General features: G+C 39.0%; 14 protein-coding genes. 10 read left to right on the top strand and 4 right to left on the bottom strand.

Annotated features, from left to right (window positions below; translation table 11 throughout):
• Window positions 1-155 precede the first annotated feature (155 nt).
• The 4 genes from GQR59_RS15605 (at window position 156) to GQR59_RS15590 (ending at window position 4,604) form a co-directional block, all read left to right on the top strand.
• Window positions 156-1,295 (top strand): tyramine oxidase subunit B, encoded by a 1,140-nt coding sequence (locus tag GQR59_RS15605; RefSeq protein ID WP_160064220.1) that lies wholly within the window; start codon window positions 156-158, stop codon window positions 1,293-1,295.
• Between the two features lie 83 nt (window positions 1,296-1,378).
• Entirely contained in the window at window positions 1,379-1,840 is a 462-nt protein-coding gene (locus tag GQR59_RS15600; protein ID WP_201288122.1) for a RidA family protein, read from the top strand.
• A gap of 35 nt (window positions 1,841-1,875) precedes the next feature.
• On the top strand, window positions 1,876-3,168 hold the full coding sequence (locus tag GQR59_RS15595; protein ID WP_160064218.1) for an NAD(P)/FAD-dependent oxidoreductase: 1,293 nt from the start codon (window positions 1,876-1,878) through the stop codon (window positions 3,166-3,168).
• A 38-nt stretch (window positions 3,169-3,206) separates the two neighbouring features.
• Window positions 3,207-4,604: an APC family permease gene (locus GQR59_RS15590; RefSeq protein ID WP_160064216.1), complete on the top strand. Its 1,398-nt coding sequence runs from the start codon at window positions 3,207-3,209 to the stop codon at window positions 4,602-4,604.
• 81 nt (window positions 4,605-4,685) lie between these two features.
• On the opposite strand, the gene pdxR is transcribed toward GQR59_RS15590, so the two are convergent.
• Window positions 4,686-6,170 (bottom strand): MocR-like pyridoxine biosynthesis transcription factor PdxR, encoded by a 1,485-nt coding sequence (pdxR, locus tag GQR59_RS15585; protein ID WP_160064214.1) that lies wholly within the window; start codon window positions 6,168-6,170, stop codon window positions 4,686-4,688.
• A gap of 234 nt (window positions 6,171-6,404) precedes the next feature.
• On the opposite strand from pdxR, the gene tauA reads away from it, so the two are divergent.
• The 3 genes from tauA to GQR59_RS15570 are packed head-to-tail and all read left to right on the top strand — an operon-like array spanning window position 6,405 to window position 9,297.
• The gene (tauA, locus tag GQR59_RS15580; RefSeq protein WP_160064212.1) at window positions 6,405-7,412 is read left to right on the top strand and encodes a taurine ABC transporter substrate-binding protein; all 1,008 of its coding nucleotides are present in this window, start codon (window positions 6,405-6,407) and stop codon (window positions 7,410-7,412) included.
• Window positions 7,413-7,461: 49 nt separating this feature from the next.
• On the top strand, window positions 7,462-8,301 hold the full coding sequence (locus tag GQR59_RS15575) for a taurine ABC transporter ATP-binding protein (RefSeq protein WP_160064202.1): 840 nt from the start codon (window positions 7,462-7,464) through the stop codon (window positions 8,299-8,301).
• A 9-nt stretch (window positions 8,302-8,310) separates the two neighbouring features.
• A complete protein-coding gene (locus GQR59_RS15570) occupies window positions 8,311-9,297 on the top strand; it encodes an ABC transporter permease subunit (protein ID WP_201288121.1) in 987 nt (328 codons plus the stop codon).
• Between the two features lie 848 nt (window positions 9,298-10,145).
• Here the strand turns inward: GQR59_RS15570 and GQR59_RS15565 are convergent.
• Entirely contained in the window at window positions 10,146-10,883 is a 738-nt protein-coding gene (locus GQR59_RS15565) for a sulfite exporter TauE/SafE family protein (RefSeq protein ID WP_160064200.1), read from the bottom strand.
• Window positions 10,884-11,108: 225 nt separating this feature from the next.
• On the opposite strand from GQR59_RS15565, the gene GQR59_RS15560 reads away from it, so the two are divergent.
• Window positions 11,109-12,482, top strand: a complete 1,374-nt coding sequence (locus GQR59_RS15560; protein ID WP_236546792.1) for an aminotransferase family protein — start codon at window positions 11,109-11,111, stop codon at window positions 12,480-12,482.
• A 337-nt stretch (window positions 12,483-12,819) separates the two neighbouring features.
• Window positions 12,820-13,587 (top strand): SDR family NAD(P)-dependent oxidoreductase, encoded by a 768-nt coding sequence (locus GQR59_RS15555; RefSeq protein ID WP_160064198.1) that lies wholly within the window; start codon window positions 12,820-12,822, stop codon window positions 13,585-13,587.
• 171 nt (window positions 13,588-13,758) lie between these two features.
• Here GQR59_RS15555 and lrp read toward each other — a convergent pair whose 3' ends face one another.
• Window positions 13,759-14,223, bottom strand: a complete 465-nt coding sequence (gene lrp, locus GQR59_RS15550) for a leucine-responsive transcriptional regulator Lrp (RefSeq protein WP_201288120.1) — start codon at window positions 14,221-14,223, stop codon at window positions 13,759-13,761.
• 307 nt (window positions 14,224-14,530) lie between these two features.
• Here lrp and ald point away from each other — a divergent pair, with 307 nt between their 5' ends.
• On the top strand, window positions 14,531-15,664 hold the full coding sequence (gene ald / locus GQR59_RS15545) for an alanine dehydrogenase (protein ID WP_160064194.1): 1,134 nt from the start codon (window positions 14,531-14,533) through the stop codon (window positions 15,662-15,664).
• Window positions 15,665-15,785: 121 nt separating this feature from the next.
• Here ald and arsB read toward each other — a convergent pair whose 3' ends face one another.
• The gene (gene arsB / locus GQR59_RS15540; RefSeq protein ID WP_160064192.1) at window positions 15,786-16,835 is read right to left on the bottom strand and encodes an ACR3 family arsenite efflux transporter; all 1,050 of its coding nucleotides are present in this window, start codon (window positions 16,833-16,835) and stop codon (window positions 15,786-15,788) included.
• Between the last annotated feature and the right edge of the window lie 67 nt (window positions 16,836-16,902).

The following is a 16,902-nucleotide window of genomic DNA, read 5'->3' as shown; positions in this document are numbered from 1 at the left end:
GCACAAATTTTAGAGGTCTAGGATAAAAATCACCTACTGCTCATCAAGCGTTAATCCACTGATAAAGATATGTCATTGGATGTAATCAACGTAATTAGACAGACGTAAAAAAAAATTTTGTAAGTAATCCTATTCCAAGAAATTAAGGTGATGTTATGTCAGAAAATACTCAAATCGATTTTATATATCTTTCAGAACCAGACATGATTAAAGCAGGTGTTAAGAATATGCCTGGCTGTGTTGATGCAATGGAAGAGATGTTCGCACTACTTCATAAAGGCGATTATCGTATGGCTGGCGCAAATAATGATTCTCATGGCGCCATGGTTACTTTCCCTGAAAATCCAGAAATAGCGACGATGCCTCGTCACACTCCAGACCGTCGTTTAATGGCAATGCCAGCTTACCTTGGCGGTGATTACCAAACCTGTGGCGTGAAATGGTATGGCTCTAACATTGCTAACCGTGAAAAAGGACTGCCGCGTTCAATCTTAATGTTCACACTTAACGATACTGATACTGGTGCTCCGTTAGCACACATGTCTGCAAACTTACTTTCTGCCTATCGCACTGGCGCTGTCCCTGGGGTGGGGGCTCGTCATTTAGCGCGTAAAGACTCAAAGGTGGTTGGTCTTCTAGGACCTGGTGTTATGGGTAAAACATCAATTGCTGCTTTCATGGCTGTATGCCCACAAATCGACACGCTTAAAATTAAAGGCCGAGGTCAAAAAAGTTTAGATAGTTTTCTTAGCTGGGTGAAAGAGAGTTTCCCTCAAATCGCTAATGTACAAGTTGTCGATACCTTGGAAGATGTTGTACGAGATGCGGATATCGTTACTTACTGTAATTCAGGAGAAACCGGTGATATTTCTTCATATCCAGTCATAAAACGTGAATGGGTGAAACCTGGCGCTTTCATTTCAATGCCTGCTTACTGTCGATTAGATCAAGGCTTAGAAGAAAGTGATGTGAGAAAAGTCATGGACAACATCGGGCTTTATGAAGCTTGGCATGAAGAAGTACCAAAACCTGCACACATGTACATTCCAATTATTGGCTGTCGTTTCATGGACATGATTGACGAAGGTTTAATGACCAAAGATCAACTTGAAGATCTTGGTTCGATTGTCACAGCGACAAGTCCTGGGCGACAAAACGATCAAGAAATTATTGTGTTATCGGTAGGCGGTTTACCTACTGAAGATGTCGCTTGGGCAACCAAAATTTACCACAACGCAATGAAACATAATATCGGTATAAAACTCAACCTCTGGGAAACGCCAGAGCTGAGCTAGTCGTTATAACCATCATTATAAAAAAGCGTGAACACCGATAAAGGTCAATTCACGCAAGCTTTACTTTAACGTGGAAAACTAACATGACACAAACTCAAATAGAAAAAACTCATATAGAAAAAACTCATATAGCAAAGATAGTAAAAGTAAAAACAGGTTCAAAATTTGAAGAGATAGGTAGTTATTCTCGTTTGGTTTCTGTTGATAACTGGATTTACGTTTCAAATACAGCTGGGCGAAACCCTGAAACCAAAGTGATACCTGAAGATGCTTTAGAGCAAACAGAGCAAGTCTTTAGCAATATTAAAGCCGCATTAGAAGCCGTTGGCTCAAGTTTAGCTGACGTCGTTTTTTCTCGTGTATTTATTCAAGATCCTGAAGACGTTCATGCTGTTATGCAATTAATCGGCGAAAAATTCAAAGGTATTAACCCTGCGACAACAGTCACTTGTCCGCCATTAGGCTCAACCGTTTATAAAATGGAATTAGAAGTAACCGCTTATCGTGGTGCGGCAACTGCAGATATCCAAGAGATCACTATTTAAAATAGAAATGCTTACAACGTGTAGGAAACAAGCTCATGACAAAAACACTTGATGCAATAAATACAACGGACGTTCTTCCAGAGTCCACAACGGTTGTCATTATTGGTGGAGGCATTATAGGCGTGACAGCCGCACTGACATTAGCTGAACGTAATATCAAAGTGGTGCTGCTAGAAAAAGGCCATATTGCTGGAGAGCAGTCTTCACGTAATTTAGGTTGGATCCGCAAAACAAGTCGACATGCTGAGGATGTTCCACTCGCAATGGCTGCAGATCGCTTATGGGCTGAAATGCCACAGCGCATTGGCCAAAGTGTTGGTTACAAACAGGCGGGCATTATCTTTTTAGCCAAAACAGAGCAGCAATTGGCAATGCATGAAGCATGGTTGAAATCAGTTAGTGCGTTGTCTTTAGATTCAAAAATGATGACGGCTCAAGAAATTGATCAAACGGCACCCGGCGGTAAAGGTGATTGGAAAGGCGGCATTTATACGCCTTCCGATGGTCGAGCTGAACCGGCTATCGCAGCAACGAATATTGCTAAAGCGGCGATGGAAAAAGGCGCCATCATGTTACAAAACTGCGCAGTACGTACGCTTTCAACATCAGGTGGAAAAGTATGTGGTGTGGTGACAGAACAAGGAGAGATTCGTTGTGATCAAGTCTTACTGGCTGGTGGTGCTTGGTCGAGACGCTTTCTAAGTAACGTAGGGGTTTCATTACCGACACTGCCACTTAAATGTTCTGTACTTCGTACTAAACCGATGGAAGGACCAACTGATATTGCGGTAGGTGGTCCTGATTTTTCTTTCAGAAAGCATCAAGATGGCGGTTTCATTATCACGCAGCGTTCAGCATTAGATGCGCCACTTACCTTAGATCATCTATTAATTGGGTGGCGTTATTTTGAACAACTACGTACACAACATCGTTTTTTACGTCCTGCTTTAGGGCGAGAATTCTTAAAAGATCTTTCATTGGGCCGTCGCTGGAAAAGCGATAGACGTTCTCCTTTTGAAGAAGTTCGCACCAACGATCCTGAACATTCGTCAGCTATCAATCAAGAAGCACTCGCTAACTTAAGTGCAGCTTGGCCAGTTTTTAATAAAGCAGAAATTGAAGAAGAGTGGGCTGGCATTATCGATGTCACGCCCGATTCAAATCCAGTCATTGACCGTATCAAAGCTATTCCTGGTTTAACCATTGCAACAGGGTTTTCAGGCCATGGTTTTGGTACTGGGCCCGCGGCTGGTCAGTTAGCGGCAGATATTGTTTGTAATACCCCTCCACTCGTTGATCCAAGCCCTTATCGCTTCGACCGACTTTAACATCATAAAAACGTTTTACTCAAAAGAGGAACAGAAACATGATAACTATAACAGATTCAGATAACGTCAATATGGCTGCGAAACCGGCTGCTAATAAAATGACAAAATTAGGATTACCAACAATGATGGCCATATGTATAGGCTTAGTCATTGTTCAAGGTGCTATGATCTCCGCACTTCAAGGCTTAGGCATTGGTGGGATGGGGTTTATTGCCGCAATGGTTGTTGCACTTATTTTAGCGCAATTTAATGCGATGAGTTTCTCTGAATTATCGCTGATGTTTCCTCAGGCTGGGACTTTAGCGACTTATACACAAAAAGCTATTGGTCACTTTCCTGCTATCGTGGCTGTGTTTGCTGGCTATGTTGTTGTAGCTGTCTTAGCCTTACCCGTTGAGATGTTTTTAGTTGATGCAATGTTAGGCGAATTACTGCCAGGTGTATTACCTGAAAAAGTAGTACCAATGATTATTTTAGTTATTTTCACTGTCACTAATCTGATTGGGACAGATGTTTTTGCTAAAGCGCAAAATTTCTTGGCATTTGTATTAGTGAGTGCATTAGTACTGACTGGGTTTGTGGCTATTACTGGTGCGAGTCAACCTCATCCTGAGTTAGTTGGGGCCACTGTCGATTGGGGTTTTGCAGGTATAATGGATGGTAGCTTTATTGGGTTAGTTGGCTTGGCATTATGGACAATGGTTGGCGTGGAATATATCTGCCCAATGATCAATGAAGTTAAGAATCCTCATAAAAACATTCCACGAGCAATGCACCTGTCATTATTTATGATCTTTTGTATTTTCTTAGCGTTTATCTATGGTGCAAGTTTATTTTTAAATGTTGAAAGTTTAGTGAGTTCACCACTTCCATTTTTAGATTATGCAAATGCGGTATTCGGCAAAAGTGGTTTAGTCATTGCGACTATTATGGCCTTAGCTGCAACTTGCAGTACTATGAATACGATATTAGCGGCAGTACCAAGAATGTTACAAGGCATGGCAGAGCAGAAACAAGCTTTCCCTCAACTTAAAGCAACCAATAAACACAACGCACCTTGGGTAGGTATCCTGATGATCGCTGTACTAACGACAATCCCTTTCCTATCATTAGGTATTGATTCTTTAATAGTGTTAATTATTGCTGCAACAACCAGTTTTTTATTAGCTTATAGCGTAGCGCATATCAATGTCATGGTATTACGTAAACGCATGCCAAATCACCCTCGACCATACCGCACACCTTTCTTTCCTGTGCCACAAATATTAGGTTTAATCGCAATGTTATTTGTCGCTTTAAACAACTCACCAAGCCCAGAAATGACACAACTTGTGTACAGCATCACTGGTGGAATACTAGTAGTCTTAAGTATTATTGGTGCGTTATGGGTGAAGTTTTATATGAAACGTAACTTATTTGAACCAGATATGGATTAATGCAACAAGTTAACATAAATAATAATAAAGCCGTTTATGTTTCAAATGCCAACATTCAGAAATGATGTTGGTATTTTATGTTTATGATTTTTTTAATTGTTTAACTAACCCACCAAGTATAGCCAACCCTTCTAATATCTTATCGATATTGATCGCTGAAAATCCCAGTCTAATATAATTTTTAGGGCCATCTTTTTGCATGAATAAAGTATCACCAGACTCGATTAAAATACCTTCTTGTGCTGCTTCTTTACGTAATTGATGACTAGTAATGCCTGCGGGTAAACCTATCCAAAAACAAAAACTGCCAGCCGTAGAGTGAACCTCACAATCAGACAGGTGTTGCTCAATACCTTGTTGCATCTGTAGCCATTTTTTTTCATAGGTACGGCGCATACGGCGTACATGACTATCGTAATAACCTTGGCTAATAAACAAAGCTGCAATTCGTTGATTGTTTGAAGGAGGGTGACGGTAATGTAAAATGCGTAATTGACGCAACTCTGCTACCAATGAACTATCTGCGACTAAATAGCCGATGCGGATACCCGGTGTCAGTGATTTAGATAAACTGCCAACATAGACAACGCGTCCATCTTGATCAAAACTTTTAAGTGCCGGTAAAGGCTCTGCGATAAAGTTAACCTCACTTTCATAGTCATCTTCAATCACTATAAAGTCGTCTTTACAAGCCTGTTCAAGCAAGGCTTTACGTCGTTCAATAGTCATGGTCACAGTTGTTGGATACTGGTGACTGGGTGTTACACAGACATAATCACAATGGCTAAGTTGTTCGCCTATTTGAACACCTTCATTATCAACCTCAAGTGGACTCACTGGACTGTCACATAATGAGATAACGTGACGTAAGTTTGCATAGCCTGGGTTTTCTACACCAAAGGTAATGTCTTTACCTGCCAATAAAGAGGTTAATAAAAATAATGAATTCTGGGTGCCTAGGGTTATTAGAATTTCTTCTGGTTTGGCGCTAATGCCTCGTTTTGAGAGGATCTGTTGGCGGATTTGAGAGACAAGTTGTGGGTCATCAATATCGATGAAACCTTCTACCCATTCATGTAGCTTACCTTTGCTTTCAGCTATTCGAGAGCATTCTCGCCATTGATAAAGTGGAAACTCGTTAACATCGATGTGCCCATAAATAAAAGGATAAGGGTATTTTAACCAATTTTCATCCTTATTTAATGATGATAACTGACTAGGCTGTTTCTGTAATCGTGTAGACCAATTAGGTTGGCGATTAGTACGCGCAGTATCAGGTGTTGATGGTTGCACTGAATTAGGGATGCGTTGCACCATTAATAGATCAGGGTGAACAAAAAAACCACTACGTTTACGTGCAACTAAATAACCTTCATCCACTAAGCTTTCATAGACTAAAACAACCGTGTTTCTTGATACTTTAAGTAGCTGAGCCATCTTTCGACCAGAGGGTAAAGCTTTGGTACCAAAGGCATCTTGTTCAATTAACTCCACTAATTTTTCACGGATCTGCTGTTGATAAGTACTGTTTTGATGCAGTTCCATATTTATTAAAAAATCAACCATGTAACACCTGCTTAAAAGTTGGAGCGAATTTTGTTTATAGCTTTGTAGTTAACTAACAATATTTATGTTTTTTACGCAATTTTTAAGCCAACGTGTCTATGCAGATGATGTTAGCAAAATAATGTGGACCACGAATTTAAAAAACTGGCTCTGTATCTTATTTTTTGCACCGCGTAGTTTAAATAACGAAACCAACATCGCATCAACCGCATCAGTTAAATAAGGAATTTTAATATGAGAAAGTGTAAATCAATCAAATTAATGACAACAATGGCCGCGCTATTTTTTGCATCAACAGTGAGCGCAAAAGATGTCACTATTGGTTATATGGGCATGAATAACCCTTGGAAGCATGCGATTAATGAGAAGTTAATTGAGAAAGAAACAGGTTATAACGTGAAATGGAGACGTTTTGATTCTGGTGCAAAAGTGATCACGGCAATGGCTTCTGGTTCAATTGATATTGCTTCTGCTGGATCTAGCCCTATTGCTGCCGCGGTAAGCCGTGGTATCAACATTGAATTAGTTTGGATTTTAGAAAATATTGCTGATGCTGAAGCATTAGTGGTACGTAATGATAGTGGTATTACTGCACCCTCTGACCTAAAAGGTAAGCGCATTGCAGTACCGTTTGTATCAACTACACACTTTCATGCACTGTTTGCATTAGAGCAATTTGGCTTATCAGATAAAGACGTAAAACTCACTAATATGCAACCTAATACTATTAATGCTGCATGGCAACGAGGTGATATTGATGGAGCGTTCATCTGGGATCCTGTATTAGGCAAGATTAAAAAAGATGGCCATGTACTAATTACTTCAAAAACGCTAAGTTCGTGGGGTAAACCTACTTTTGATGGTTTAGTAGTTGATAAAGAATTCGGTAAAGAAAATGCTGAGTTTATGGCTAAAATCCTAAAAATAGCAGGTGACCTTGACCAGCAATATCGTAGTAGCAAAGACACCTTTGATGCTTCTCATCCCATCGCAAAATCAATTGCAAAAATATCTGGTGGTGACATTAACCAAGTTGCAAGTGTATTAGACCTTTATGAATTCCCTGATTTTACTCAGCAATTATCATGTAATTGGCTTGGTTGTGGTGTCGATGGTGGCGCTGCTAAGTCATTAAAATCAACGTCAGAGTTCTTGAAAAAAGAAAAGAAAATTAACGATTTAATGCCTGATTATAGTGTCTTTGTTAATCCTGAATATGCGTTAGCAGCATCAAAGTTATAATTCGTCATTTACCTAATTAACTTAAGCAAAGCTATCTAGGAGCGTTGTAATGAACACATTGAAAGTTTGTGAAGTATCAGTTGTCTATCCGGGCTCAGACGGCGGTGAATCAGTAACTGCCTTATCTGATGTTAATTTAACAATGGAACAGGGCGATTTAGTGGTTGCTTTAGGAGCCTCTGGTTGTGGCAAAACAACGTTACTGAACCTGATTGCTGGTTTTATTTCTCCAAGCAAAGGTTATTTGACCTTAGGTAGCAGCACAGTAAAAGGTTATCCAAGGGTGTTGTGTGGCAAGGATATTGGCGATGAAGTGACAGGACCAGATGCCGATCGAGGTGTTGTATTTCAAAAACATGCGCTACTACCTTGGTTAAATGTCATCGAAAATACTGAGTTTGGCTTAAAGTTACAAGGTGTCGATAAACACACGCGTCGCGAACGTGCCGCAGAATATTTGAAACTGGTTGGTTTAGAAGACTTCCATCAACATAAAGTGTATCAACTTTCCGGTGGTATGCAGCAACGTGTAGGGATTGCTCGCGCGTTAACTAACGATCCTAAAATGTTGTTGCTGGATGAACCGCTAGGTGCATTGGATGCGCTAACACGTGAATCATTACAAGAATTATTGTTAGATGTTTGGCGTAAAACCAACAAGATGATGTTCTTTATTACCCATAGTGTTGATGAAGCCTTATTGTTGGCAACGCGATTAGTGGTTATGTCACCTAGACCGGGCCGTATCACGCATCAATTTGATTTAAACTTTAATCAACAATTCTTAGATTGCAGGGATGCAAGAAAAGTTAAATCTAGCCCAGAATTTATAGCAATGCGTGAACAAGTGTTAGCAATCATTCATGGCGACGAGTTGGCGGTAGCCTAAGGAACTATTATGACCAGTATGACGAAATCAATGAATGCAAGCTCGACAGGTTCACCTAATAAAAAAGGAACGGATAGTAAACCTGATGCTGAACCGCAAATGGTGGATAGTAAAGAAGAGCGTGAAAGTGCAGCAGCTTCGGTTTCATTGCTAGATAAACTACAACTTAACATTAAGAAAATGACTGCGCCAAGTGCAGTGCAAAGTGGTGAATACTTTGGAACGCCTGGGGCGGGAGATAGCCGTTTAATTGGTGTTTGTTCAACCTTATTCTTTATTGCTCTTTGGGCTATCGCCACTGAAGGTGGATTTATTAAACCTATCTTTTTACCGTCACCTTTGGACGTGGTGCAACGTTTAATCGATATCACGGTTGATGGTTTTGCAGGGGCAACATTAGTAGAACATCTCAATGCGAGTTTAGTGCGTATTTTTGGTGCCTTTATACTTGCTTGTTTGATCGGGATCCCACTGGGGATCACCATTGGCTGTAACCGAGTTTTTCGTGGTATTTTTGATCCTTTAATTGAATTCTATCGCCCACTTCCTCCATTAGCTTATTTACCGCTGATTATCATTTGGTTAGGCATTGATGAATCGAGTAAAGTAACATTGATTTTCTTAGCGATGCTATCGCCGATTGTGTTAAGTGCGCGTGCTGGTGTAACGTCAGTTCGTATTGAACAGATTCAAGTGGCTTACTCAATGGGGGCAACACCTTGGCAAGTGATCACTCAAGTCATCGCTCGAGGTGCAATGCCGGACATTATGACTGGTATGCGTATCGCAATAGGCTTTGGTTGGACAACGTTAGTGGCCGCTGAAATGGTTGCTGCAGAACGTGGTATCGGCTTTATGGTACTTAATGCCTCTGAGTTTTTAGTGACTGATGTGGTGATTGCAGGGATTATTGTGATTGGCATTATCGCTTATTGTTTTGATCTCTTGATGCGTTATTTGGAAGCTAAATTGATTCCTTGGAAGGGTTATAATTAAACGTATATTTTTCAGAAGCGGCCTATCATCTAACAGGTTAAGTCTCGTTATTTAGCCATAAAAAACCGTTATTATATTGTAATAGCGGTTTTTTTATTAGCTGTTACAAATAAAATTAGAGGTGAACTATATGAAGGATCGTTTTTAAAGATCTTCTAAAGTTAAAAGCGCTAGTTAGATGCATTGCTAGCTCAAACCATACATAGAGAGAATTACAGCACGGGCACAAACTATTGTTTACAGGGCTTTAAAGCGTTAATAAAAGGCTCTTTGAATAAGACAATCTGAGGATTTACATCCTGTCGTTTAGACCCTAAATAAGAGACGGTAATAAAAGTTGTGTATGAATTAAGATTGTTTCTATTTCGCCAGATAGCCCTTACTTTTTTAGTTTCTTCACATACATCTTAAAACCCTTACTATTATTAAAATCCTACCTATTAAGCAGTTTAACCATTCAGTAACCCATCAAGAACCAACGTGTAGCCTATTCGCTTAGACCTAGTTCATTGGTTGTTTAACTGCGGTTTAGTATTAAACACTCTTTTAATAAATTTAAAGATTTATCAACAATAGTTTGAATAAGTTTAAATAGCTTAATTCAGTCATTAGTAGGATTAGTAGGATTAGTAGGATTAGTAGGATTAGCAGCATATAACTTCAATTAAGTTGGCTGGTGGCATAAAGGCTATTAAAAGAGTCCATAATATGACGAGTGGTTAATTGAAAGGGGGGCATGATTGGGGGTGAATAAGCTAGGGATAAATAAACTGGGAATGAATAAAAAGGATGACGTTTTGAATAAAGAATTACCCTGAAATATCTAACTGAGATCGCTAGTTAAAAAGTTATGTTAATAAGGTATGCGTTGAGTTTGCGATACCCAGTAAAGCCACTACTACCATAATAGGTAATGCAAAACTTTTTAATGATTGAGGTGGCTTTCGATTAAACAAGTATTGTCCATAATAGACGGCTAATAACGTTGGAATAGTCAATATTAATAAAGCATTAGGTAAAGTTTCATCGACTAACCCACCACTAATAAGCGTGATCACCGCTAGTGCTTCACTTGCGATAAAAAACAAGATCATCGTCGCTCGTTGACTACTCGTTGGTAAATTACTCGATAACATGTAATACACAATCATTGGTCCACCAATTGAGGCACTAGCCGTGCCAGCGCCAGAGGCTAAACCAAAGCCAACCTTAGTGATGCTTTTCTCGGCATCGAAGGGTCTATAACTTGAAAAGAGTAAAGCGGCTAAGGATAAAATACCTAAACATATTAATAACTTTAGTGTCTCTGCTGGAATTAAAAGCAAAAAAACATATCCAATAGGAATGCCTAATATAGAGCCTAGGATTAGTTTCTTTAATGCAGGGAAATGAGCTTGCTTAACTGCTTGTCGCCATAAATTTAAGCTACAAAGAAGATCCAACGATAATACAATGGCAACACTCTGTTGCGGCTCAAAAAAGAAATTTAAACCGACTACCGCGATCACTGCAAAACCAAATCCACTATACCCACGCACCACTGCCGCAAACATGACGACAGGTAATACATACCAAATTTGTTCCACGGATCTTCCTTAGATTTATCGAATATTGACCACACTATTGCAATATTAACAATCAATTTATAGAGCCAAAAACGAGTGATTGTGGTTCCACTGACATTGCAAATTAAGAAATGCTTTAAAAGCGATTACTGGCTCTATCGAATAAAATGGCTGGTGCTAAAGAAGAGGCTAATTTGTAAGTTAGTGTGGGTCATCGAAAATGGATATTTAACATAGGAGAAGAGCATGATGGACTCACAAACAGCGCAATTAATCGAAAAAGATCGTAATCATGTGTGGCATCATTTGAGTCAACACAGTGTTTTAAAGCAACAAGATCCGATGATCATGGTAAAAGGAGAGGGCTCTCATGTTTGGGATGCCAAAGGCAATCGTTACTTTGACGCCTCTTCGGGTGGGGTTTGGTGTGTCAATGTTGGGTATGGTCGCACTGAAATAGCTAATGCAGTACGTGACCAAATAGAGAAGCTTAACTTCTTTGCCAGTACCGCAGGTACAGAGCCTGGAGCAGAGTTTGCTGAAAAGTTATTAGAAAAAATGCCGGGAATGAGTCGTGTGTATTACGCAAGTTCGGGGTCTGAAGCGAATGAAAAAGCGTTTAAAATAGTCCGCCAGATTTCTCAGCAAAAATACGGTGGCCAAAAAAATAAAATTTTATACCGTGAGCGTGATTATCATGGCACAACGATGGGCGCTTTAAGTGCAACAGGCCAAGAAGAGCGCCGTTTACATTACGGGCCGTTCTTATCTGGTTTTGTTGAGTTTCCACATTGTTGTGAGTATCGAAGCCAGTTTGGCGAGGTAAAAGATTACGGTATTTTAGCGGCTAAAGAATTAGAAAAAGTGATTTTACGTGAAGGGCCAGATACCGTTGGCGCAGTTACTTTTGAGCCAATCACTGCTGGTGGAGGCGTGATTACACCACCTGAAGGTTATTGGCCTGCGATAGCGGAAATATGTAATAAATATAATGTATTAATACATATCGATGAAGTGGTTTGCGGCATGGGCAGAACGGGTAAATGGTTTGGTTATCAGCATTACGGTATTAAACCTGATATCGTAACCTTAGCAAAAGGCATTGCATCAAGTTATGCAGCCATCTCTTGTGTTGTCACCACAGAAGACATATTCGATGAATTCCTTGCTGATAGTCGCGACCGTGATGCTTATTTTCGGGATGTGAGTACTTATGCCGGTTGTACTGCAGGACCCGCGGCAGCATTAGCTAATTTAGCAATATTGGAACGAGAAGATCTTATTAATAATAGTGCGATCATGGGCGAATATTTATTAGAAAAATTCCATGATTTAAAAAGCAAACATGACATTATTGGTGATGTTCGTGGACAAGGCTTGTTACTCGGTATTGAATTAGTCAGTGATCGTGAAGCTAAAACACCTGTAGCAGAAACAGAGACAATCAAAGTTGCTGGATTATGCATGAAAAAAGGGTTAATTATTGGGCGTACAAATCGTTCTTTTAAATTATTTAATAACACACTCTGTTTTTGTCCAATGTTAACGTTAACCCATAAAGAAGCCGACTTTATTGTAGAAATATTAGATCAAGTTTTTACAGAGTTAGCTGATTGCTAGCCGACTGTTAGTTGATAATTAGCTAGTGGTTGGAATAGTTATACCAATGGAATTAAATAAGTGATCAGAGATTGCGCAGGAAAAATTAACACTAATAAGGCGTGAGTTGTAGGAGATAGTTGTTCTCACTTCAAAACTCACAACGCAGTTAGGGGGGATTTTAACCAGCAAGAATGATCACCTTATTAATTCTTTTGGTATTAATTAACAGTATTGTTAAGCCTCTTTCAGATTGAGAGAGGTGATTAATTGAATATTATTGTTTCACTACTCCTCAATTCGCACAATAAATGGCATATTAGTAAAACTTACCATATTACTTTCAAAGGAATATTTTATGACAGCTCATCAACACCCTGTAGTTTTAATTACTGGCGCGACATCTGGATTTGGTTTGGCAACGGCGAAAAAGTTTGCTGAGAATGGTTATCCACTGATTTTAACAGGACGAAGAGAAGAGCGTTTACAAGCCTTAAGTAGCGAATTATCACCACTCACTGACGTTCATTATTCTGTGTTAGATGTAAGGGATAGTGAAGCAGTTGTTGAGTTTGCTAATAACCTACCTGAACGCTTTAAGCAGGTTGCTATTTTAGTTAACAATGCAGGGCTTGCACTAGGTGCAGAGTCAGCAGATAAAGCGAAGTTATCAGACTGGCATACGATGATCGACACTAATGTTACCGGCTTAGTTAATGTCACACATAGTTTATTACCTGTATTGAAAGCACAACAGTCTTCAACGATTATCAACCTTGCGAGTATTGCGGGTAACTGGCCTTATCCAGGCAGCCATGTTTATGGCGCAAGTAAAGCGTTTGTTGCACAGTTTTCTAGAAACTTACGTAGTGATTTTGCGGGTACAGGTATTCGTGTAACAAGTTTAGAGCCTGGTTTATCTGAGAGTGAATTTAGTTTGGTGAGATTTAATGGCGATCAAGATAAATACGACTCTATTTACGAAGGTACTAATGCAATACAACCTGAAGATATCGCTAATATTATCTTTTGGATTGCTGAGCAACCTGCACATATCAACATTAATAGTTTAGAAGTCATGCCAACATCTCAAGCGTGGGATAGTTTTAAAATCGTTAAGCAGTAGGATGCACCTAAATAGTAGGTGCAGCTAAACAGTAAAGTGTAGTTAGACTCAAAGTAGAGCACACTGGCTAAACTGACAATGTGAAACAAGGTTAATATTGGATAGGGTTGATATATCGAGTATAGATATATCAACCTAATCAACCTAATTATTGGAGTGTAACGTTAGCGATTAGTTTGGGATGTTTATCGAGGTTAAGTACTTCACTTCTTCCATTACCACGTAGGTTTTAGAGCTTTTTATATCTGGTAGAGAAAGAAACGTTTCGCTAAGTACCTTACGGTATGCCGACATATCCGCTACACGTGTCTTTAATAAATAGTCAAAATCGCCCGAGACAAGGTGACATTCTAATATCGAATCTAACTTTTTTGCCGCTTCATTAAAACGTTCAAATACATCAGCACTAGAGCGTTTAAGTGTGAGCTCAATATAAACTAATAACGACGCATCTAAGTATTGAGGATCAAGTAAGGCGGTATATGATTTAATTATTTTTTGTTTTTCTAAGCGTTTAACTCTTTCTAAACAAGGCGTAGGGCTAAGTCCTACTTTATGAGAAAGCTCAACATTAGAAATCCTGCCATTCTTTTGCAACTCTCGTAATATATTACGATCAATTCTATCTAGTGACATCGACTGCATCCAAACTCTATGCCAGAGTAATTAACTGCTATAAGACTAAAAGTTAGTATTATAATCTATAAATTTTAAAATTAATAAATAAATAGAGTAAATAAAACTATTTATTAATGCATATACTGTTTCCGAAAGCTATTTATTGAACAATAAGTGGTCGATAAGTGAGCGCTTTTATTGTTTGCACAGTAATGCTTTGCAATCAACTTTTTCATATTAATAAATTAGAGAATTTTAACAAGCTTAAATCAACTATAACTCGAATATTACCCAAACATTACCCAAATATTACAAGGAGCAGTATATGATTATTGGTGTACCGAAAGAGATCAAAGTTCATGAGTATCGTGTAGGGATGACCCCAGCAAGCGTTAAAGAATTAACTTCAGCAGGCCATACTGTATATATCGAACAATCAGCTGGTGAAGGTATCGCTTGTAATGATCAAGAGTACATTGAGGCGGGTGCTAGTATTTTAAAAACAGCGGAAGAGATATTTTCAATCGCTGAAATGATTGTAAAAGTAAAAGAGCCGCTTGCTGTAGAACGCGCCTTACTTCGTCCAGACCAACTATTATTTACCTACCTTCATTTAGCACCCGATATGGCACAAACAGAAGACCTAATTAAGAGTAAAGCGGTTTGTATTGCTTACGAAACAGTAACCAATGCCAATGGTGGGTTACCATTATTAGCACCGATGTCTGAAGTGGCTGGTCGTATGTCTATCCAAGCGGGTGCTGCATGTTTAGAAAAATCTAACGGTGGTGTTGGCTTATTGTTAGGTGGTGTAGCAGGCGTTGCTCCTGCAAAAGTGGTTATCATTGGTGGTGGTGTAGTTGGTTGTAATGCGGCGCAAATGGCTATCGGTCTGGGGGCTGATACAACGATTGTTGATAACAATATCGATACATTACGCAAAGTAAACACACAGTTTGGTTCAAGTATTAAAACGGCTTACTCAAATAAATATAACCTTGAATCACTAGTGTTAGATGCTGACTTAGTGATTGGTGGCGTGCTTATTCCTGGTGCTGCTGCACCTAAGTTGGTTAGCGCTGAGATGATTAAAAAAATGCGTCCTGGTTCTGCGGTGGTTGATGTGGCGATTGACCAGGGTGGTTGTTTTGAAACGTCTAAAGCGACTACACATAGCGAGCCGACTTACATTGTTGATGATGTTGTACATTATTGTGTTGCCAACATGCCTGGTGCCGTAGCAAGAACCTCTGCATTTGCACTTAATAACGCAACGTTGCCTTACATTTTACGACTAGCGAACTTAGGTTACAAAAAAGCATTATTAGCAGATGCACACTTGAAAAACGGTTTAAACGTCATCCACGGTAAAGTAACAAATACTAGTGTATCTGAAAGCTTGAACATCCCTTTTGTATGTCCTGATGAAGCATTAGCAACGCCTTACGTCGCAGCCTAAATTTAATATTTTCTTTTTAATAAAACGCCATTTAATGTTTATTAAGTGGCGTTTTTTATGTGTGCAAGACAGGTTTTCTTATGAAGTAGTTTATGCTAATGAGTAAAGCTGCTTCATTTTTTTATTGAGTTGATTTTAGTTGGTTGGTGTTCGATGGTTGGTTAAACCAATGTGGAGTGCGATTAATAATCGCAACTAAGGCAAGCATAATAGGTACTTCAACCAATACTCCGACAACGGTTGCTAAGGCGGCACCTGAATGCAACCCAAACAATGAAATAGCGACAGCAACAGCCAACTCAAAGAAATTTGATGTACCAATTAAACTAGCTGGACCTGCAATGTTATGTGGTAGTTTCATCCACTTAGCGATAGCGTAGGTAATAATAAAAATACCGAAGGTTTGCAATGTGAGTGGAATAGCAATTAAGAAAATAGTTAACGGTTCAGCAATAATAGTGTTCGCTTGAAAGCCAAATAATAAGGTGACTGTCGCTAATAAACCAATCATTGACCAAGGTTTCAACTTCGCCAGTAAAGTCGATAACGACTGACCGCTTTTATTATTGAGTATTTTTCGTGTTATTACTCCTGCAACCAAAGGTAGTAGAACATAGAGAAGTACTGAATATAATAAAGTTTCCCAAGGTACTTGAATATCACTGACACCTAATAAAAATGCAGAAATAGGAGCAAATGCAAAAATCATAATTAAATCATTAACAGACACTTGAACCAAAGTGTAATTAGGATCGCCTTTAGTTAATTGTGACCAGACAAACACCATTGCAGTACAGGGTGCTACCCCTAATAAAATCATCCCTGCAATATATTCCTGTGCTGAAGCAGGATCGACTAAATCGACAAAAAAGATCCGGAAAAATAACCAACCAATAAGGGCCATGGTAAATGGTTTGATAAGCCAATTAATGATGATGGTTAACACAAGTCCTTTAGGATTTTTACCTACATCTTTGATTGAAGTAAAATCAATTTGTACCATCATTGGGTAGATCATTACCCAGATAAAGACTGCAATAACCACGTTGACATGGGCTATCTCAAGGTTGGCTATTTGTTGGAACACCTCAGGCTGCCATAAACCTAAGATCACTCCAGTTATAATACTGATTGCAACCCAAACAGAAAGGTAACGTTCAAAAATACCCATTAGAATTCTCCTTATTAATTAACTTAAATTTTATTAACGTTGTACTTATTAATAAAAGCCCTTTTTA

Source organism: Psychromonas sp. L1A2, from assembly GCF_009828855.1.
Lineage (GTDB): Bacteria > Pseudomonadota > Gammaproteobacteria > Enterobacterales > Psychromonadaceae > Psychromonas.
Note: the sequence above shows the minus strand (reverse complement) of the source record. Positions and strands in the feature narration are given on the sequence as shown.